The organism is Streptomyces sp. NPDC001890 (assembly GCF_042891445.1).
In the GTDB taxonomy this organism is placed as follows: Bacteria; Actinomycetota; Actinomycetes; order Streptomycetales; family Streptomycetaceae; genus Streptomyces.
Genome location: NZ_JBIATE010000025.1, coordinates 73,161 through 93,799, shown reverse-complemented (window position 1 = coordinate 93,799; position 20,639 = coordinate 73,161). Strand labels below are relative to the sequence as shown.

Sequence of the window (20,639 nt, the reverse complement as noted above, 5' to 3'; positions counted from 1 at the left end):
GCCACGGTGTACGGGCGGCGGCCCCTTTTCTCTCTCCGCTCCCACACCCCTTGCAGAGGCAGCGATGGCACACGCGCAGGTCCGCGACATCCCCCGCCCCACCCCGGCGCCGAGGGCGATTCCGGGCCCACCGCAGCCGTCCCCCCTGCTCGCAACGGCCGACGGCCCGGCGCCCCCGCGCACCCCCCCGACCTTCCACGACGTGCTGCGCCACCGCTATTGCAGCCGCCTGTTGATCTCCTCGGTGACCGGCCGCCTGTCGCTGGGCATGGTGCCCGTCGCCCTGATCCTGGCGGCGCAGGCGGACGGCCACTCCCTGGCGACCGCCAGTCTCCTGGCCGCGCTCTACGGCATCGCCCCGGCACTCGGACTACCGCTGCTGGGACGGCTGGCCGACCTGCGAGGCCTGCCCCTGCCCTGCCACCTGGGAGCCGCCCTGGTCGTCACCGCACTGAGCACCCTCGCCCTCGCGGGCACCTCCCACCTACCGCTCACCGCCGTGTGCGTCGTCCTGGCCGGAGCCGGATGCCCCCCGCTGGAGGGCGGGCTGAGATCACTGTGGAATACCCTGCTGCCCGACGCCGCGCACGTGCGTACCGCCTGCACCCTGGACTCCTCCACCCAGCAGATCGTCTACGTCACCGGTCCCGCCCTGTCCATCGCGATGGCCACCTGGCTCTCCCCGGCCGCGGCCCTCGCCCTGGCGGCCGCCGTCACCTGGGCCGGCTCCCTCGCTTTCGCCACCACACGACCCGCCCGCACCTGGCGGGCCGTACCCCGCCGCCACGGCAGGCCCGGCATGCTGCGCCCGCCCGCCATGCGGCCCCTGCTGGTCTCCCTGGTCTTCCTCGGCGCCACGATCGGCTCGCTCGACGTCGCCGGGATCGCCGTGGCCGAGGAGCAGAACGCGTCCTGGCTGGCGGGTGCGCTGCCCGCGATGTTCTCCGCAGCGGGACTGGCCGGCGGCGTGCTGTTCGTCCGCTTCCAGCCCCGGGCCGCCCCCCGCCCCCGCCATCTCCTGCTGCTGGGCGCCGCGTTCACGGTCAGCTGGATCCCTCTGCTCGCCCCGCTCCCGGCCCCGGCGGTCCTCGCTCTGTCGATGCTGCCAGGGGCTTTGATCGTTCCCCTGCTGACCGTGGCCAGCCTGACCTTCACCTCGCTCGCGCCGCCGGGAACGTCGACCGAAGCGGTCGGCTGGATATCCAGCGCGATCCGGCTGGGACTGGCCGCAGGCACCGCCCTGGCCGGTCCGCTCGGCGGTCACTTCGCCGTCCCGCTGATGGCCGCAGCCCTGTGCGCACTCCTGCTCGGGGCCCGGCCCACGCCCGCATCCGCACCTGCTGCCGCGTGAGCACAAGCAGAGCACAAAGCACTGTTCCCACCTTCCGGAACGTCCTGCACGGTCGCCGTGCCGGGCCCTGGAACCCCGGGACGGAACACCGGCTGCGGGCCGTCGCCCGCTTGCACACTCCCTGGCACACCCGCTGATCACGAGGAGCCCGCTGTGCCGACCCGGTCCGTACTCCGCCGCACCGTGCTTGCCGCGAGTGCCGTCGGCGCCGCCCCGTCCGCGTCCGCCGCCAGCCCGGCGGACGCGTCCACCTGCCCGCCCCCGTAGATCCCGGAGGGCTCCCGGACGGCGGGAGCCCTCCGGCGTGTCCACACAGCCCGGCGGATGACGCCGTCTCCCGGCCCGCACCACCCCCCCTTTTCCGACCAAGGAGATCACCCCTCCATGCACGCACTTTTCGTCCGCACCCCTTCGCGTCTGGCCGCGGCCGTCGTCATCGCCGCCACGGCGGCCGGCACCCTTGCCTGGGCACCCGCCCACGCGGCCTCGGGACAGGCGGACAAGTACGGCCCCGGCTACACGATCCCCGACAGCGACGGCCACGCCGCCACCTCCCACATCGGCGCGTACGGGCCGCCCGGCATGACGGTGTACGGCAACTACGAAACGTACTGCGGGGATCCCGAACGCAAGGGGCCCGACGAAGCGGGCGGCTACACCGGCCCGGTCACCGTCGACCAGTGGACCTCCTCGGCCACCGGCCGCCGTGTCCCCGACGCTCATCTCGCCTACACCTCCTACCTCGTGGGCAAGTACGGCCAGACCCGCAACGCGGCCCAGGCCGCCGCCGTCGACGCGGCCGTCTACGAGTGGCTGGCAGGCGGCACCTACGGCATCGACGGGGAACGCGGCAAGCAGCGCCTGAGCTACCCGGGCGTCTCCCCGTCCGCGCGGACCCTGGCGCTGGGCTACCTGACCGAGGCGAAGAAGTACGCGGGCCCCTACCGGCTGACCCTCACCCCGAAGGTGAGACAGACACCGGCCGGGACGAAGACGTCGGTCACCGTCTCGGTCACCGCCCAGCTCTCGGGCGCCAAGGTGCCCGGAGTCAACGTCGTGCTCACCGAGTCGGGCCAGGACGGGGAGAGCGGGCAGGTCACCACCGGCCAGGACGGCAAAGCCGCCTGGGAGTTCACCACCGGCCACAAGGGCACCACCACCGTCCGCGCCAAGGCCACAGGCCTGCCCGGTACGCAGCTGAAGATCCTCCACCCCCGCAAGAGCACCGCCCAGCGGATGCTGCTGGCCGGCGACACCACCACCGCCAAGGCTGGCACCGACATCACGGTCACCGCCGCTCCCGGCGGCGTGACCATCCACAAGAAGGACCCCGGCGGCGACCGCCTGGCCGGTGCCTCCTTCCAGCTCATCGACCCCCGCAGCGGCAAAACCGTCGCCCAGGGCACCACCGGCGCCGACGGCACGCTGGCCTTCGAGAACCTGGCCCCGGGCATCTACCGGCTCCGCGAGACGGACACCGGCAGCCGTCTGCACGAGAAGGTGCCCGACCAGACCATCACCATCACCGAGGGCAAGACCGCGGCCGCCAACCCGATCACCATCGTCGACCCGTTCCACAAGAGCGAACTCGTGGTGAAGAAGGTCGACAAGGCCACCGGTGCACCGCTGGCCGGGGCCGTCATCACGATCAACGCCGACACCTTCACCGGCAGCCGGCACACCCGGGGCAAGGAGATCGCCCGGCTGACCACCGGCAAGGACGGCACCGCCAAGCTCAAGCTCGACGTCCTGGTCAAGAACGGCACCGACTACTGGGCCAGCGAAACCCGCCCGCCCGCCGGATACCAGGCCGATGCCGCAGCCCAGCGCTTCACCGCCAGGCCTGCCGCCCAGGTAACCCTCACCCTCAAGGACAGCAAGACCCCCACCCCCACGACCCCGCCCCCGGCCACCCCGCCCAAGCCCCCCGCCGCGGCCCCCCAGCCTCCCGCCCCCACCGCGGAGCTCGCCCACACCGGCGCCGCCAGCACCCCCTGGCTCATCGCCATGGCCGCCGCCCTCACCGCCGCCGGAGGCGGCGCCATCTGGGCCGGAACACGCCGCCGGGCCAAGACCCGCTGACACCCCGCCCTGGGGCACGGGCCCCGTGCCCCAGGCCCCCTCCGGTGACGAAAAAGGAAACCATGACGCCTTCGGCCGAAGCGCACGAACAAGCCCCCATATTGCTTCGGCCGAAGAGCGACCCCGACCCCACCCCACCCCACCCGAACCGCCTCGCCCGCACCAACGTCCTGCGCGGGTGCGACGCACTGTCCACCGCAGTCATCACCTACGCCCTGCCCCTGCTCGTACTGACCTCGACCGGGTCAACCCTCCTGACAGGGCTCGTCTTCGCCGCCGAGTGGATCCCGCGCCTGGGCGCCCTCGCAAGCGGCGGCACCCTGGTCGACCGGTACGGAGCCGCCCGCGTCTTCCGCACGGCCAACGCGGCCCGCACCCTGCTCACCGCACTGGCCGTCCCCGCCCTGGCAGCACTCCCGCCCGAAGGCTGGACAGCCATCACCACCGTCCTGCTGCTCGGTGCCTCCTGCGGAGGACTCGCCGAACTCTCCTTCCTCGGCATCGAGACCACCAGCGCCGACCTCAGCCGCCGCGCCGGCCCCCAAGCCCACCGAGTCCAGACATGGCAGATGGGCATCGAACAAGGTGCCATGCTCATCGGCCCCCTCCTGGGCGGGCTGCTCCTCCTCATCGGCGGACCGGCGATGCTCGCCGCGGTGACCGCACTGTCCCTTGCAGCCGCACTGATCCGCCCCGCCCCCACCCCCCGCCCCGCCCCGGCCGAGAACACGCCCACCGCCGGGCTGCGCACCGGGTGGCGGACGCTGCGGACACTGCCCGCCCTCGGCTGCCTCGTCGCAGCACTCGCCGCCTCCAACCTGGCCACCGGACTCCTCCAGGCCAGCGCCCCGATCACCGTCACCCACACCTTCGCCCACAGCACCGCGACCGTCGGCGCGATCTGGAGCGCGGCCGGAGCAGCCACCCTGGCCGCAACAGCCCTCTGCCGCCCCCTCATCGACCGCTTCGGCCTGTGGCCCATCGGCGCCACAGCGGCAGGGATCGCCTCCGCCGCCTGCCTCGCCGCCGCCCTCGCCCCCACCCTGCCCCTGTACACCACGCTGGTGGCCCTGCTCATGGGAGCCGAAGGCGTCATGGCGGTGGTCCTGCGCACCATGCGCACCCACCTGATCCCCCCTCACGCCTTCGGCAGCACCCTCGCCGTCACCGTCCTGCTGGTCCTCGCCCCCATGCCCGCGGCCGGCCTCCTCGTCGCCGCCGCCCCCGCCCGCCTGCTCCCCGCCCTCCTGGCCGGCTGCGCCCTGCTGCAAGCCGCCGCACTGACCTGGTGCTTCGCCGGGCTGCGCCACCACACCGCCTCCCGTCCCACCACCCGGCCCCACGTACCCGCCAACGCCTCCTAGCACCCGCAACACCTCTTGCCCACCACACCGCCTTGGCCAAGGAGAAGAACCCGATGACCACGCCCGACCCCGACGCACCCGCACTGCTGCTGATCGGCGCCGGTGACAGCCTCTACCGCGGCTACGCCCTGAAAACCCTGGCCTCCCGCTACCGGATCCTGCTCCTGGACACCGAACCGCCCACCTGGCAGAACCCGTACATCGCCGACCACCGGGTGACCGACCTCGGCGACCTGACCGCGCTGCGTACCGCCGCCGACGACCTGGCAGCCGCACACGAAATCGGGGGAGTACTCACCTGGAACGAGTTCGCCGTCGCACACACAGCCGCCATAGCCCAGCACCTCAAGACCGCGGGGCTGGACCCCGAGGCGGTACGAGCCTGCCGCAACAAGGCAGTGGCACGTGCCCTGTTCGACGCCCACGCAGTGCCCTCGGCCCGCTGGGCCCCCGTCAACAACCCCTCCCAGCTCCGCACGGCCACGGCACACCTCGGCTACCCCTTCGTACTCAAACCGGCCGCCGCGGCCGGAAGCGCAGGCGTGATCCGTATCGACAGCCCCGACGAACTCGGACACGCCTACGCGTTCGCAGCCCGTGCCGCCGGTCACCACGGCGTCACCGCGGCCGGACTCGTCGCCGAGGAGTACCTGGACGGCCCCGAGATCAGTGTCGAGGTCGTCGCGGGCCCCGGCGGGCACACGGTCGCCGCAGTCACCCACAAACAGCTCGGCACGCCGCCCTACTTCGAGGAGACCGGCCACCTCGTAGCCCCCGCACTGCGCAGTTCCGTCACGGACGAGGCAGAGAAGACCGCCATCAGGGCCCTTGAGGCCCTCGACATCACTCACGGTGTGGCTCACGTCGAGATACGCCTTACCTCCGCCGGACCGCGTCTCATCGAGGTCAACCCGCGCCTGGGCGGCGACCTGATCCCCCACCTGGTCCACCTGGCCACCGGAATCGACCTGGTGACCGCCGCCGCCGACCTGGCCATGGGCCTCGACCCCGCCCCGAGGGCCACCCGCCGCCAGGCGGCCGGGATCGGCTTCATCTACCCGAAGACCGCAGGCCGCCTCCTCTCACTGACAGCGGATCCCGCGCTCACCACCACCTCCTGGTGCGAACGGGCCGTCCTGGAGCAGCAGAGCGGCGCCCGCATCGCCCCGCCGCCCGCCTCCGGCCTCGACTCCCGCCTCGCCCATGCCGTGGTCACCGCAGACACCCCGGCGCAGTGCCGACAGCGCCTGGACCACGCCCTCACCGCCATCCACGCAACCATCGACACCACCCCCGCCCACAGCGGCGAGACGGTGGCCGCCTGATGCCCGCCACCATCCTCACCGCCCCCGCCGACGTCGCCACACACTGGTACAGCGACACGCTGGCCGCCCCGCCGGACAGCCACCCCGCCGCCCACCCCTCCCGCACCCGCGCCTGGGCCGCGGCCTGGCAACGCCAGAGGACCGAGACGGTCCTCACCCACCGACACCTCCACCTCGACGACGGCACAGCACACCAGACCGTCTCCTTCCACCTCACCCCCGCCGACGGCAGCCCCTACTGGACCTCCCAGGAAACCGACGCAGGCACCGCACCCGTGTGGCCGGGCCCGGTGCTGTGGGCGGGCAGCCCGCACGCCGAATACAGCGGCGCCGGCACCGCCAGCCCCGCCACCGCCCGTACTGCCGTCACCGAAGGCCTGCGCCTGGCGGACGAACTCGGCGCCTGCGCCCTGGTGTTCCCCGGCCTCGACACCCGCCAGGCCGACCTTCTGGCCAAGACCCCCCGCAACAGCCGCCCATCGCTCAACCTCGCCACCGACGTCGTCTTTACCCGCCGCCTGGGCACCAGCCTCGACCAGTGGTGGCAGAACACCCCCGTCCGCCACCGCCGGGACATCCGGCGCCGGTGGCGCCGGGGCACCGAAGCGGGCCTCACCCTCACCGCGCTGACCGGCCCCGCCCTGCACACCGCCCTCCCCGGATTCGCCGACCTCGCCAACACCACCGCAGACCGCCACGGCACCAGCCTGTACGGCCTCGACATGCTCCAGTACCTCACCACCGTGCCCGGCACCGTCCTGCTCGCAGCCCACGACACCACCGGCAACATGGCCGGCGGCATCTACGGCTGGCTCTACGACGGCTGCCTGTACCTCTGGGCCTCCGGAATCGACTACACCCACCCCGCAGCACACCTCACCTACACATGGCTGATGAACGACGCAGCCCGCTGGGCCATCGAGCACGGCGCGCACACCATCGACGCCGGGCGCTGGAACTGCCAGGCCAAGAAACGCCTGGGCTACCAGGCGGCCGTCCTGCGCACCGTCGTCCACCTCACCAGCTCGGCGCCCCCGGCCACCGCAGACGCACTGACCGACCTGTCGCTGCGGCTCGGCGCGCACGCCGCCCCGCACCTTGCCCCGGACAGCCTGTGGTGAACCACCTGCCCACAGCCCCAACGCGCAGAACGGAACCCGCCATGAATCTCCCCCTCCTGACAGACCCGAGCGCGGTCCAGGGCGGTGACCTCACCCGCCTTCCCGAAGGAATGATCACCCTCGATCTCGGCCTGTGCACCAACCGGCTCGGCCCGCCGCCCGCCGCCGTGGCCGCCCTGCAGGTCTTCCTCGACCATCACGCCGGCCGGCTGATGCCCCCGCCCTACGAGGCCCCGCACCGTCCCTTCCGGGCCGAGCGCCTCTACCTCGACGCCTTCGCCACCCGCCTCGGCATCGACGACCTGGACATGCACGCCGGCCGCGGCGTCACCGAGTTCCTGGTCATCCTCGCCCGGCTGCTCCGTACAGCCCGCGTCGCCGTCATCACCCCCGAGTACACCGAGACGATGCGCCGCTTTTCCTACGCCGACTTCCTCGGCCCGGCAGAGGCCGTGAACGACACCCCCGCCGCCCGCGCCGAGCGCATGCACACGGCGATGGGCACCTACGACTACGTCATCCTGTCCAACCCGTCCAACCCGCTCGGCCACTACATCCCGCGCGATGAACTGCTGACCGCGTGCCGCGCCCATCCGGACACCGTGCTGATCGTCGACGAGGAGTACATCCAGTTCCAGCCTGGCGCCCGCAGCATCGCCGGAGCGAGCGCCGACAACCTCATCGCCCTGCAGTCCACAGGCAAGACGTACGGAATCACGGGCACCAGGGCAGGCATGCTGTGGACCCGCAACCGCCGACTTCACCAGGCCGTCGCCGACCAGTTGCCCACCTGGCCGCTGTCTCTCCTCGACATCACCCTGGCCACCGCCGCGCTGACGGACGACACCTGGTTCCCCGCCACGCTCGCCCGGATCCACCCCACCGCTCGCCGCCTTGAGAACCTGCTGGCCAGACGCTTCGGAACCGCAGTAGTCCCGGCCGACGTCCACTACCGATTCCTGCACCTTCCCGATCCGCAGCCCGTCCTGGAGCACCTTCACACCCACGGCATCACCGCCCGCCTCTTCACCAGCGCCACCCGCGGCACAGCCCCCGGGCTGCGCCTCGCAGCCCCCACCACCGAGGCCGAGTTCACACAACTCCAGCAGGCCCTGGACAGCCTCCCCACCCCCAGGTGTCGATGAAGATCACCATCGACACCCGGACAGAGAGCTACACCGAAGCCCTCACCCGCCTGCGCCAGGCATACGAGCAACCGCGGGCCGATCGCCGGCCGCCGATCCCCTACGCAGGCAAGTTCGTGCTGGAACCCCCATCCCCTGCCTGCTTCAAACCCGTCGGTGACAGTGAACACCCCGAGCGGTGACACCAGGTGGTGCGGGCCGTCGCCGCTCTGCTGCCCGGGCAGCAGGGCGGACTCTAGGCCACAGTCAGAACCCTCCCGGCCGCCATCTCGGAAGCCCGCTCGCCTCCGCCACCCGCGGGGACATCCGCATCGAACGCGCTGGCCATCTTCGGAGTACATCGCGTTCCCCTGCCTGGTGGGCGCGCTACCTTGCCGCCGGAGGCGTCGCCTGACCCCGCTCACACAGCCGACGCTCACCGCAGAAAGACCCCGACACAACCATGACCGCCAGCTGAAACAGGGGCCGACCCTCACCCCCCATTCCCCGGCCCGGTTCGCCAGGCACCGAGTCCAGACCGCACAGCGGAGCACAGCGGGCAGCTTTCCGAGCCCGCACTCCCACCCTGCGGGACTGGCCCACGAACCGGACCCGCCGACGCACAGCGCGCGGAAGGCTGAACCGACAGCCACTCAGACGGCACACCGCCGCCGGGACAAGGGAGACGTCACGCATGCCCGACACCGACCTCCTCTACGCCCTGCCCAGTACCTACAACCACCCCTGGTTGTCCGACGTCGCCGGCCCCGATCTGCTGATCAACGACCCTGTCGTGGCCATGCGCTGGTACCTGACCCACGAGCGTGAGGAAGAGCTCCTCGTGACCATGCGCATCAGCGCCGATGGCGGCGCCGTTTGGCAGGAGCTTCGCCCCGACGAACTCCTCGCGCAGGCCGAGCGGGCCCTGATGGAACGAGCACAGGCACCGGAACACGACGGTCAGCGCACGGCGGCGCTGCTGGCCGACGCGCTGGCCGCCGAGGCCGCCGACTGGCTCGATCACCGCATCCGGTACGTACAGCCCGATGACCCCACCCTCTACCGGCCCGAGACACCAGCCATGTCATCGTGGCGGCGTGGCGGTCAGATCTGGGCCCTCGCACTGGGCACCGTCCCGAACGAACAGGTCCTCACCCACCTCGCCGCCCAGTACACCGATCCGCAGCCCGAGGGACCCGAACAGCTCCAGACCGGAGCCCGGGACACCCTGGACGCCCTCGCCCTCGCCGACGATCCCACCCACGCGGGCATTCCCCGGCTCCTCGGCACCCTGGGCTACCTGAACCAGCTCACCTTCGGCATCGAACTCGGCCAGCTCCGGGACCGGGCCGAACACGCCCAGCGGAACATCATGGACCACCTGATCACCCACCACCCGCAGACCTCAGCCGTGGCCAAGGACCACCCCGACCCCAAGCACCCCGCACAGCAGGCTGCCCGCGCCTACCTGCACCGCCTCTCCCGCATCACCCCGAGCGGAGAGGAACGGCTACTGGACGACGCGGCCCACGACTTCGCCGAGGCACTTGCCGCAGCCGAAGCAGTCCAGCAGCCCACCACCGCTGGGCCGGATACCGACAACACCAAGCCGGAGGCGATCCCCGGCTACCCGAAGTTCCTGGCAGGCGACCTGCAGGCCGCCGCGCAATGGCGCCGCGTCTCACCCGCGGCCCAACGTGCCGCCGACCGGGCCATGACCGGCCTCGTACACGCCTCAACCGCCCTGGCCGAGGCGTACGCCGACCCCGAACAGCCGGCCAGCCCCCGCGAGGACCAGGCCGTCCGCCTGCAGACCGACCTGACCCGGGAGCTGAACGAACTCAACGCGCAGCACGCGCTGCTGATGCACGCGAGCGTCATGGCCGAGGCAGAGGACGCCGGAGTGAGAGCCAGACACGACGCCATCGACAGCGCCGCACACATCACCGAGGCCATCCTCAGCCGCCCCCACACCACAGATGAGATCCAGGCCGGGCAAAAGAAGTTCATGGCGCACGTCAACGAAGCCGAAAACGGCATCGCTCAAACGCTGGGTGCACAGCGCCAGTTGACCCGAGACGCCCTGCACCGGCTCTTCCCCCACATCAACACCAGCCGAGGTCTGCACCAACTGCGCTCCCAGCTGATCGACCACTCCGGCCTCGGCTTCGGCGCCTACAACGAGGCATGGCAAGCGATAGGAGAAACGGGACAGACCCTGGAGGACTTGGAGGCCCGATACCGCAGCGGCATCGTCGAGCCAGGCAGCCCGCCGGTGACCGCCGAGGACGTCGTACGTGCCCGCACCTCGATGCAGGAGGCCAACGACTACTTCACCGGCCTGCGGCGCAGCCGCCCGCTGACGCTGCGGGCGGTCCAGGTACTGGACGGTGTGGCGGGCCTGGAACCCTCCTCGCCCGACTCGATCGCCGGGCGCCTCAACCAGATCACCGCGTTGTCCCGCCAGCGGGCACAGCAGTCTGAGACAGAGGCACCCATTGCCGCTCCGGTCGTCAACCAGCACCACCAGGCCCAGAGTCTTCAAGGACCGCAGGCGGCCGGAACCCGCCTGCCCTGAGCCACAACCCACCCGGCACAGCGCCCGCCTGGTCACCCGTCGCCCGAACCGGACGCGCTGCTCGGCACCCAGCATCCGCACGGACTCGGCAACCGGCCCGTCGTGGACCCGCGCGTGCACGCTGCCGCACACCACCGGGACGACCAGGGCCGCACTCATCACGATGACCGCCGGCTCGGACAGCTCCTGCACCTGCGCCACGATCTTCTCGGACCTGGCATCGGCGGGACCGAGTCGGGTGCTCGCCACCCATACGCTCAGCCCGCCGACCACCAGCAGGCGCCCGGCCACGACCGACACCAGTGGTGATTCATCCCTCGGGCGCACGCCACACGGCCCAGGCCCGGCCGTCGGCCACGGCCATCACTGCGGCGAGGACGACGAGCCGCACCAACGCGCGCACCGCAGAACTTCCTTGTGCCACAGCCGCCGGGCGGGGCCTGGCCTGGCCCTTCGATGTCCCGCATGGCGCGCCGGGGCACCTGTTGCGTCGCGGGGGCGGGGCGTGGTGGGCTAGGGCGCCCCGTCCCTCCATTGGAGAGATCGTGACCAGACCCGCCACCTCCGTTCCGCCGTGGACCGCGCTGACCGCGAGCGCAGTCGCCTGCGTCCTCGTCGCCGCCGTCACGGGCATCCGCGCCGAGCTGAGCATCGCTGCGGCCTGGCTGGGCCTGGGGGCCGTCGCAGCCTGGGGGGTGGCCCGGAACCGGGACGGCCTGCCGTGCGCGGCTGTCGCCTGGCTGGGCGCGGGGGCCGTTGCAGCCGTCCTGGCCTGGGGCCTGGGGAAGGACTACTACCCGTTCGGATGGGGACTTGCGGTCTTTCAGCTTCTGACCGGCCTTGTACTGCTGCCCGGGCACCTGCGGCGCTCGGGCAGCCGATCCGTCGCAGCCGCCCGGGCAGAACGCGGCGGGGGCTAGACCTTTGCCGGAACCTTTCCGGACTCAGCCGTTTCGGCGCCCTGCACACTATCGCCGCCCGCGGCGCTGCCAGTAGCGGGCACGGCGTCCTTGCCGGCGAGCGCGGTCGCGGTAAACATCACCGATCCCTGCTGGCGCAGCTTCTCCGCAAGGTTCTTCTTTACGAGGGTCGCCAGGGTGTTGCGCACCGTCTGAATCGTCGTAGCTCGCTCGGGGTGTGCCGCGTTGAACGCGTCGAGGACCTCGCGCGCCGTATGCGGGTGGCCCGGGGATTTCAGGAGGACGGGCAGCATGAGTTCGTGCAGCGCAAGCCCGTCAGCCTTCTTGCCCGTAGCCTTCTTCGCCGTGGCCTTGCTGACCACGGTCGGTGCCGAGACCGTTTTAGCGGTGGTCCTTCTTGCCGCCTTCTTCGCGGCGGGCTTGCCCTTGGCGGCCGGCTTCGTCTGGGGGTCCTGCCGCTGCACGGGAAGGGTTCGGGGCACATCAGCAACGGCCTCGGCCGGTGCAGGAGCCTCGCCTTCCACCTCACGCTGTTCCTCCGCGGCCGCTGACGGCGCCCCGTCCGTCCCGGCGAGAATGCCCTGGGCCTGGGCCAACCAGGCTTCTTCGGCCTTGAGTTGTTCAAGGCGCTCCTGGAGATCGCCGAGCTGCGTGGTGATGCTGTCCTGTTCCTTGCGGTTGGCCGCGAGGTCGTCGGCGTACTGCTGTGCGTACTTGTTCTGGATGGGGGTCTGCTCGGGCTCATCGGCCACGACAGCACGCTCCTTGTCCTAGGTTGTTGCTGCGGATGCTACTCACCGCAAGAGGCGGCAGTTGTTCTCCCGCGCGATCGCCACCCTTGAGGGTGCTGGTGGAGACCCCCATGCCCACAGTCCTGGCGTCCACGAGTACCCAGAGGACACCAGGGATTGGCAGTGGCCGGGAAGAGCTACGACAAGGCCTCGTCGGCCAGTTACCGCACGGCGTCGTCCTGGCGGACACGTTGATGGCACAGCGGTGTTGCGAGGCCGGTGGAAGACAGACAAAGACCCTGGAAATGCACGCCGAGCGGACCGTGCGCAGGACAGGCCGGCCGACGAGCACGCGCCAGACCGGGCCGCCGTACACCCCGTTCGAGCCGGACACACGCAGCATTCTGCCCCGCCGCGCCACCCGGGCCCGGAGTACCAGGAGGAACGAGGTCCCATACTGTGCGTCCCGGGAAGCATCCGGAGGATGCTTCTCCCCGCCCCACGGAACGAACCCGTCGCGGCCCGTCACCCGCCGCCCGGCCACCGCCACATTGGGAATTGACGTTCAGCAGACGGAAGAAGGGGCGGTAGGTGGCATGTCGTCGCACAGGCTTGGACCTGAGGACTGCACTCCGCGACAGACAAGAGCCTTCGCGCAGGAGACGGCGCAGGTCTTGGCGGTCGACGGAAAGTCCGGGCAACCGCACTACCTGCCGGACAAGCAGGGCAACGACGAGATGGTGCCAGGGGTGACCTGGCGCGCCCGTCTTGCTGAGGGCATGCTGCTGTGCCCGATACCCGGCTGCGGGCCGTTCGGCCGGGTCGTCGCCGGCGGCGCCCGGCGCCACCACTTCGCCCACCCCGCCGGGGAGGGCGACCACGACCGCGGGACTGGCCCGGAGACGCTGTGGCACCTGAGCGCGAAGGACGTCCTGCGCCGGTGGGCACAGAACCACCCCAGTCTTGCGGACTGGACCCTGCACATCGACGACACCCCCATCACCATGCCGGACGGGTGGCGGCGCCCCGACGTACTGGCTGTCGCCCCCGACACAAACGCCAAGGTGGCCTTCGAGGTCCAGTACTCCCCGCTCACAGGCACCGATTGGAAGGCCCGCCACGACTTCTACGCCGCTGCCGGCGTGGTCGACATCTGGCTGTTCGCCCATCACGGCCCCCAGTGGCGGCCCGCCACCGCCGCGCAGCGGTGGCGCAGGGACCTCACCCGGAGTGATCCAGACTGGGTGGCGACCATCCAGCTCAGCGGGCTGCATCAGAAGATGCTGCAGCACGGCGTGATCCCGCTATGGCTCGACCCCACCGCACAGATGGTCGGAACCGCTACAGCCCACTTCCACCCCGCCCCCTCCCTGTCCGGCGAACGCCTCGGAGAGGACACCGCCTACAGCCTTCCACCGCGCAGGACCTTCCCCGCATGCCACGTCGCGGCCGACGCACTGCACCAGTGCCGGGTGGACCTCGCAAACGGTGAACTGCTCACCCCGGCCCGCCGCGTGCAACGCGAGCAACACCAGCGGTTCCTGGTCGACGAACAGGCTGCACACGAGCAGGCGGCCCGGATCCGGGCCCGGATTCACGCCGAGCAACAGGAACGGACTCGACTCCGCCGCGAGGCCCAGCAGGAAAGACGCCGTGTGACCGCAGCACAGGCCGCAGCCGAGCAGGCAGAGCGAGACAAGCGAGAGCAGGAAAAACGCCGACGCACCGAGGACGAACGCGCCTGCGCCGAGGCCCGGCAGAGGATGCCGCTGAGCGAGCAGTTCCCACCGCTGTTCAAGCAAGACCCGCCGCCCGCGAAACGGCCATGGTGGCGGTCCTGGCAACGCGAGATATGACCACGCCACGAATGCCGGTGCACCGCACCTGACATGCGCAATAGGCTCGGCACAGTCGCCGAGCCGCGACGGGGGAAGGAAGACATGACCAACGCGAGTGCCCACTGGACCGAGGACGCGGCCTGCCGAAACTTTGATCCGGACGAGTTGTTCTCGGACAGCACACGGCAGAAGAAGGCCAAGGCGGTCTGCACGGGCTGCCCGGTGCGCACCGAGTGCCTGGCCGAGGCCCTCGACAACCACCTCGAGTGGGGCGTGTGGGGCGGCATGACCGAGCGCGAGCGGCGTGCCCTGCTGCGCCGCAAACCTCATGTTGCTTCGTGGAAGAGCGTCCTGGTCGCTGCTCAGTCCACGTGACAGAGGCGGGGCCGAGGGGCGTACCGGCCTGCCTCATCCAGGTCCTGCCCGAACCCTGGGCGGAAGTGCAGGTCAGAGAGGTCTCGGCGGAGAGCAAGGGACTGAAGGGACTGGGACTCTGCAATCCCTTGCCGAGGGACTGCAGAAGTGGCGAATGAGCTCAGTCCTTCCCTGAGGCAGAGCGCGGCCCGTCTACGGCGGCGGCGCAGGACCGACACGGCGCGGAGCCTCGACCGGCTCTCTACTGACTTCCCGGGCACCGCTGGTCTTCTGTCTCAGAACGTGTGCCCCTCCCAAGCCGGACAGCTCCCGGCTGACGCTGACAGTCGACCGGAGGTCACAAGCATGCCTGAGACGAATACTTTGGGGGAGCATCTCCTGACGGGACGCTTGGGGGTTGAGATCGGGTCGGCAAGCATTCTCGATGCAAGAGACGTGATGACCCCGCCCTCGGCGCGAGAGGGAGGAAGCCGGCCGGCTCGTGACCCGGGCACTCCTCCGGGGGCGGAAGAGTATGCGTCTGGCGAATACTTCTGAGGCCGCATGGGGGCGGCTCAAGTATTCGTTGCGCGAATACTGCGCGCTGCGGCCGACCACCCGGTCCCGCCTCGCTTGTATTCGCAGGACGAATACTCCTGGTGAAGGTGTGAGGGCCTGGCGAGGCAGAAGAGTCGGCTCCCTGAGTTCGCAAAGCATTCGTCTCGCGAATACTTCAGCTCGATCCGCGGCAGACTGGAGAGCATGCGTGTGGAGAATGCCGCGCCCCGCATATATGCCTTCTAGGGGCATGTATGCGGGGCGCGATGGCCGCCGGAGCAGCGGGGTCAGCTGGCCTTGCGCAGCACGGGCATCGGGTACACGACGGCGAGAGGCTGGCCGCCGTCCCCGTCGGGGCCGTCGTCCTGGCCACCGTCGGCAGGCTCGTGGAACCGGAGGTCCCAGCCCTCCTCTAGTGCCTGGAGAGCGGCGCTCTTCATTTCGGCCTGGTTCTCGAAGACGCCGAAGAGGGGATGTACCTCGATGCGGCCTCTGCTCCGATTACGCACGATGCCCTTGGCCCGGAGCTCGGCTTCGGCTTTGCTGACCTTCGGCTGGCCGATCCTGAGGGCCTTGGCCAGTTCCTCCTGCTTGATGCTCACCTTGCCGGCCTGGCCGATGACTTGGCGGGAGAAGAGGATGTCGAAGACATCCCGTGCGGTGCGGGTGAGCTTCGCCTCTGGGAGGTGTCCGAATGCCTCCTGGTTGACGAAGAAGCCCGTGCTGGTGCCGTCCATCACTTCGTCTCCTCTCCGTCCGCGCCGGGAACTTTGATGATGTGCTGCATGAGCGTCTTGATGCCGATGCGTTGCAGTGCCGCTCTCTGCTTGTCGCTTCCCCAGCGGAACGCGTAGAGAGGGTTCACCTGGTAGAAACTGCGCTTGCCGTCGAGCCAGATGAAGTGTGTCTTCTTCAGGTGAGTGAGGCTCTTGGACACATTGGGCTGGGAGACCTCGAAGAGGGTGGCCAGGTCTGGCTGTCCGGCCAGGATGTGACCGTCCTCGTCGATGTTGGAGCTGAAGTGGTCCAGGACCGCGCGGGTCAGCCAGGTGAAGTGGTAGCGCCACAGATTCTCGTGCAGGTACCGGTCGAGCGAGACGTGCTGACCAGTGAGGAAGACGTAGCTCCTCTTGGCCTCGTTCAGGAAGACCTGAACGTCGACTTGAGACTCCGGGCCCGACAGCCGCTCAGCAAGGGACTTGGTGAGGCTCCTGATCTCCTGCGCGGAGGCAGACTGCGGGGCAGGCCAGCGGGCTGGCTGAGCCATAGCGCGCGCCTCCCCTGAACTCGGCCTTCTGCGTGGCTGTAAACCGTAGCATCCCTCCAGGGGCATATATGGGAGGGTCGGCTTATCGGCGGGTCAGGTCTGCAACCCGCGCGGTCTAAAGTATTCGTCCCTTTTACTACTTTGCTGCTTGGTAGCCCCTGAAGTATGCGCAAGAACGAATACTGTGGCCGCATTCTCGCAGGTCAGGGCCACGTCCTCTTCTTCCACCCAGAGATCACCCGCACCTAGCGCGTCAAGCCTTCATCGCGGAGGCCTCGTTGTCTGAAGCAAGCAGCAACGGCCAAACGGAGCCAGCGCCTCCGCCCTCGGCGCGGAGTAACGGCCGTGGTCGCTGTTCTGCTGGGTTTCGTCCCCGCCCTGCCGGGGACGCAGTTCCGGTCGGCGGCCGTTCGCTGCTCGCACTACCGCTTCGCGGCAGCGCTCCCAGGTTCCAACCCGGGCCCGGCTACCACCAGGACTCGCCCTCTGAGCTGAGGAGGTCGAGCAATCAGTTAGCGTGGCCGGGCTCCGGGGGGTGGCTGAGGTCCACATTGCGACCGTCTCCCGCGCAACTGGTTTCGTCGTGGCTGACTTTCTGTGGCCAAGGCTCAATCAGGGTAGCCAAGTGCCGACAGTCACCCGGGCCGATACGTGCGAACCCTCGATTCGACGATCCGCAACGTGAACTCCGGGAGAAGCGCGCAAAGTACGTCCAGGACGGTCCTGAAGCAGGAGCACCAGCCCAGAGCAGGACCGCCCGAAACCAACGACGCAGCCCTGCAACGGAGACCTGACCACATCCGACCCCAAGGAAGACCAACACCACCGCGGTGGCCAGCCCGGCCACCACAAATCCTACGGCGTGTCACGGTAAGGGACACCGAGTCCTGACGGGTTGAACCCACCGCTGGCGACGGTCTGCACACGGGTCCAGAACGACTCCCCCCACGGCGAGTGCCGCGCCCACCCAGTGCGACGCCGCCCGCCACCAGGCCATACACGCTTCATACGAAGGTAACTGGGACTGCAGGAACACGTGTTCCGTGCTCATGCGGCGCCCAGCACGGTCAGCGTCGCGAGGAGCGAGGGTAAAAGTTCACCGTGGTGTTGCCCGCGGAGCCTGAGGCACAGTCATACCGCACAACGCCCTTCATTCCGGCTCACGGAACGGTTCCAAACCCGCTGTGTGTGTCAGTCCGCAGTGCGGGATGCCCTCTCCGAGCGGCGTTCACCGGCGTGCCGGTGGCGAAGACTGCAAGCTCCGATGAGGGCGCTTCCAGCCTTGGCCCCGCCGTTCCGCACACGACTCGGGAGCGAACCGATGCCACGGTTGATACTCCGGCGCTACTGGAGCCACCTCGTCATCGCCTGGACCATGACCGCCACGATCTGCGCGCGGTGGGAGAGCGGCACACACCTGGGACCCGACACCCTGCCCATGGCCGTGATCGCCAGCTGGGCCTGGGTGCTGCACTGTGTCAGCGACCTTCGTGTCCAGGTGGCCGAAGGCTTCCGAGCTCAGCACCACACCTGGAACAGCATCCTGCGGTCCGGGCCCTCGCACGAGCCGAGTCCCCTCTACAGCGCATTCGTGCAGCGGATGCGGAGTACCGAGGAGCATCTGCGCGCTGTGGCCTACAGTCATCGGCTGCACCGGCTGACCATCGCGTTCCCCGACAGCTGGGACCAGGCCGACGACAGCCGCGGGGCAGCGTCTCTGCAACACGGACGCCACGGCCATGTATGGCTGGGCAGCAACTGGTTCGAGCCGAACGCCACTGCCCATCTGCCGGTCGTCCTCGAGCACGAGCTCGGCCACATACTGCGCCGCGACAACCTGCGCTCGACCATGGTCCAGGCCGCCGGAGTATTCCTCATGGTCCTGGCCGCCGCGTGGCTGCCGCTGGACATCGCCTTCCTGGCAGCAGCGGCACTCAGGTTGCTGTACACCGGGTGGCTCTGGGGGAGCGAACTCGCCTGCGACGCCCGCGCGGTACGTACCTGCGGCCGCGACGCGGTCATCGCCCTGTGGACACACAGCGCCGCACTGCAGAGCACACATCCGCGGCCGGTACGCCTGTGGAGCGGACTGTGCTCAGCATTCACCCATCCCCCCTACCGGCTGCGGATCTGGTGGGCCCGGCGCACAGACACACCCACCACTCATGGCCCCCACCCCCTCGCCACCCTGCACGACGCCTGCGGACATGCCCCGACGTACACAGAGTGAGGCGGTACCGGCCGTCCCCCACTGCTGCGCCGCGTCCGTCAGCCGCGGTGCGCGTCCGCCGGCCTACCGCAGACGTGGCGACTGAGGCTGCGAAGGGTCCTGCTGGTGGATCTGCAGACCTTTGAACACCTTGCGCATGGTCGGCGGGGCCAATGGAGGCAACGGATCGGCAGCACGCAGGTTGCTCGCCTCCTTGAGCCAGGCGGCCAGGGCGGCGATCTCCGCCTCGTGTCCCGCGAACGGGTGCCCTGCGCTGGTCCGGCGCTGGCTTTGGCCGGGCAGCAGCTCGCCGATCTCGCTGTAGCGCGCGGTGTACTGGGCGCTTGCGTTGCGCGAGTGCTCGGGCTCGATGGCGGCGTCGATCGCAGGGGTGAAGCCGGCCTCGTTCGTGACCCACGGCGTACGCGGGTCCCGCCAGGACATGCCCACCAGGTCCACCTCGATACCCGGAGAGTCCGTGTAGGTCAACCAGGTCGCTCGCAGATCGTGACGCGGAACGTCCTGCCCGGCCGCCAGCCGCACCCGGAACACGAGGTGTGTGACCCCTTCTGCGGGCGCCGGATCGAAGAGCTGCTCGTGAGCCATGTCCTCGAACGCGGCCCGCTGAGTGGTGTTCCACCCCGCAGCGGACGGAAGACTGCCATGACCGATGTGGTCCAACACCATTTCCGCCCGCTCACCACCATCGCGCCGCCCGTCATGCACCAGCCTGTGTAAACGCGGCGGCAGAACGAGCCGGAGCCCACCATGCAGCTCCTGCGCCACCGGATCAGGCCCCCGCGCGCCGGCCTCCCGGAAGGCAGACGACCACTCCAGGGCCTCCGCCTCCATCCGCTCCCCGTACCGGTACTCGGCCGCGCCGTGACCGTCCAGGCCGTACAACCCGTTCTGGTACGCGTTCTGGACCCGCTGCGCCGCCACCTGGAGGGTGTCGAAATACTGCGCCCACTGGTCCGGGGACTGGTTATGAATGTTGCGCTCCGGCGCGGGATCGGCATACCGGTCCCACCACCGCACTCCCTCCGGAGTGCGACGGCCGTGATCGATCCACGCCGCCGGATACGCCGCGTACAGCGCGTCCATCATCACAGACGCAAGGTTCCGGCCCTGAAACTCCGGCTCCACCTCCAGCCCCCACACGGACACTGCCTGCCTGTCGGGATGGACGAGGAACTCCAGCCGCCCGGCCTGCTCACCGCCGACAAGCGCCAGTACCCGCCGGGGAGTCCACGCCCCGGGACTCTGGACCTTCCAGTCGGTCAGCCACAGTGACAGGCCTGACTCGTCGAGCTGTGCCTCGGCCCCTGCCACGGCCGGTCACTCCCGGGCAGCGGGCAGTCCCACGGCGGAGACAAAGCGGCTGCTCGCCCTCCGGACGCCGGGCAGCGCCGACACGGCGGCGGCCACCGACTCCTCCACATGCTGTGCGGCTTCCGCGCCCGGCAGTTCTCGCAGCGTCCCGGCCTCGACCTCGAACACGGCCTGCACCGTGACCGAGACGGTCTGACTCTCTGCCAAGGGCTCGGGGGAGGGGTGGGTGACCACCTGGGCGGTGCACGAGACGTCCCCACCGCGGCCGGGCTGCAGGACGGGGCCGAAGATGACCTCGGACACGCCGCTGAGCGTCTCCATCAGCCGGGCCACCGCGTCGGCCGGTCCGGTCAACTGCACCTGTGTGAACGCCGGACCCGTCGCGGACGAGGGCGTGCTGTCCAAGGCTGCTCCCTGTGTGATGGCTGATGGGCACTCCAGCCCGGGGTCGGAGGCGATCACGGGCCGCCGGCGCGCGATTGCCG

General features: G+C 70.0%; 17 protein-coding genes. 12 read left to right on the top strand and 5 right to left on the bottom strand.

Annotated features, from left to right (window positions below; all coding sequences use genetic code 11):
• Positions 1–64: 64 nt before the first annotated feature.
• From ACFYY1_RS35610 to ACFYY1_RS35570, 9 genes are all read left to right on the top strand, one after another.
• Positions 65–1,351, top strand: coding sequence for an MFS transporter (locus tag ACFYY1_RS35610; protein ID WP_388593042.1), 1,287 nt, complete (start codon positions 65–67; stop codon positions 1,349–1,351).
• Between the two features lie 384 nt (positions 1,352–1,735).
• A complete protein-coding gene (locus ACFYY1_RS35605; protein WP_388593039.1) occupies positions 1,736–3,433 on the top strand; it encodes a collagen binding domain-containing protein in 1,698 nt (565 codons plus the stop codon).
• Positions 3,434–3,495: 62 nt separating this feature from the next.
• Positions 3,496–4,797, top strand: a complete 1,302-nt coding sequence (locus ACFYY1_RS35600; RefSeq protein ID WP_388593037.1) for an MFS transporter — start codon at positions 3,496–3,498, stop codon at positions 4,795–4,797.
• 53 nt (positions 4,798–4,850) lie between these two features.
• The gene (locus ACFYY1_RS35595; protein ID WP_388593035.1) at positions 4,851–6,122 is read left to right on the top strand and encodes an ATP-grasp domain-containing protein; all 1,272 of its coding nucleotides are present in this window, start codon (positions 4,851–4,853) and stop codon (positions 6,120–6,122) included.
• The gene (locus ACFYY1_RS35590) at positions 6,122–7,243 is read left to right on the top strand and encodes a GNAT family N-acetyltransferase (protein WP_388593032.1); all 1,122 of its coding nucleotides are present in this window, start codon (positions 6,122–6,124) and stop codon (positions 7,241–7,243) included. The genes ACFYY1_RS35595 and ACFYY1_RS35590 overlap by 1 nt, the downstream gene beginning before the upstream one ends.
• Before the next feature lie 41 nt (positions 7,244–7,284).
• On the top strand, positions 7,285–8,388 hold the full coding sequence (locus ACFYY1_RS35585) for an aminotransferase class I/II-fold pyridoxal phosphate-dependent enzyme (protein ID WP_388593031.1): 1,104 nt from the start codon (positions 7,285–7,287) through the stop codon (positions 8,386–8,388).
• The gene (locus ACFYY1_RS35580) at positions 8,385–8,570 is read left to right on the top strand and encodes a hypothetical protein (protein WP_388593028.1); all 186 of its coding nucleotides are present in this window, start codon (positions 8,385–8,387) and stop codon (positions 8,568–8,570) included. The genes ACFYY1_RS35585 and ACFYY1_RS35580 overlap by 4 nt, the downstream gene beginning before the upstream one ends.
• A 491-nt stretch (positions 8,571–9,061) precedes the next feature.
• Complete coding sequence (locus tag ACFYY1_RS35575) at positions 9,062–10,945, top strand: hypothetical protein (protein WP_388593026.1); 1,884 nt, start codon at positions 9,062–9,064, stop codon at positions 10,943–10,945.
• 545 nt (positions 10,946–11,490) lie between these two features.
• Positions 11,491–11,865, top strand: a complete 375-nt coding sequence (locus tag ACFYY1_RS35570; protein WP_388593023.1) for a hypothetical protein — start codon at positions 11,491–11,493, stop codon at positions 11,863–11,865.
• On the opposite strand, the gene ACFYY1_RS35565 is transcribed toward ACFYY1_RS35570, so the two are convergent.
• Positions 11,862–12,617, bottom strand: coding sequence for a hypothetical protein (locus tag ACFYY1_RS35565; RefSeq protein ID WP_388593020.1), 756 nt, complete (start codon positions 12,615–12,617; stop codon positions 11,862–11,864). The two genes, ACFYY1_RS35570 and ACFYY1_RS35565, sit on opposite strands and share 4 nt — an antisense overlap.
• A gap of 653 nt (positions 12,618–13,270) precedes the next feature.
• Between ACFYY1_RS35565 and ACFYY1_RS35560 the strand changes: the two genes are divergently transcribed.
• Positions 13,271–14,452, top strand: coding sequence for a hypothetical protein (locus ACFYY1_RS35560; protein WP_388593018.1), 1,182 nt, complete (start codon positions 13,271–13,273; stop codon positions 14,450–14,452).
• 84 nt (positions 14,453–14,536) lie between these two features.
• Positions 14,537–14,809 (top strand): WhiB family transcriptional regulator, encoded by a 273-nt coding sequence (locus tag ACFYY1_RS35555; protein ID WP_388593015.1) that lies wholly within the window; start codon positions 14,537–14,539, stop codon positions 14,807–14,809.
• 824 nt (positions 14,810–15,633) lie between these two features.
• Here the strand turns inward: ACFYY1_RS35555 and ACFYY1_RS35550 are convergent.
• Positions 15,634–16,083, bottom strand: coding sequence for a hypothetical protein (locus tag ACFYY1_RS35550; protein ID WP_388593013.1), 450 nt, complete (start codon positions 16,081–16,083; stop codon positions 15,634–15,636).
• Positions 16,083–16,613 (bottom strand): hypothetical protein, encoded by a 531-nt coding sequence (locus ACFYY1_RS35545; protein ID WP_388593010.1) that lies wholly within the window; start codon positions 16,611–16,613, stop codon positions 16,083–16,085. The genes ACFYY1_RS35550 and ACFYY1_RS35545 overlap by 1 nt, the downstream gene beginning before the upstream one ends.
• Positions 16,614–17,934: 1,321 nt before the next feature.
• On the opposite strand from ACFYY1_RS35545, the gene ACFYY1_RS35540 reads away from it, so the two are divergent.
• Positions 17,935–18,843: a M48 family metalloprotease gene (locus ACFYY1_RS35540; RefSeq protein WP_388593007.1), complete on the top strand. Its 909-nt coding sequence runs from the start codon at positions 17,935–17,937 to the stop codon at positions 18,841–18,843.
• Between the two features lie 63 nt (positions 18,844–18,906).
• Here ACFYY1_RS35540 and ACFYY1_RS35535 read toward each other — a convergent pair whose 3' ends face one another.
• Positions 18,907–20,154, bottom strand: a complete 1,248-nt coding sequence (locus ACFYY1_RS35535) for a hypothetical protein (RefSeq protein WP_388593005.1) — start codon at positions 20,152–20,154, stop codon at positions 18,907–18,909.
• A 6-nt stretch (positions 20,155–20,160) separates the two neighbouring features.
• Complete coding sequence (locus ACFYY1_RS35530; RefSeq protein ID WP_388593004.1) at positions 20,161–20,559, bottom strand: hypothetical protein; 399 nt, start codon at positions 20,557–20,559, stop codon at positions 20,161–20,163.
• Between the last annotated feature and the right edge of the window lie 80 nt (positions 20,560–20,639).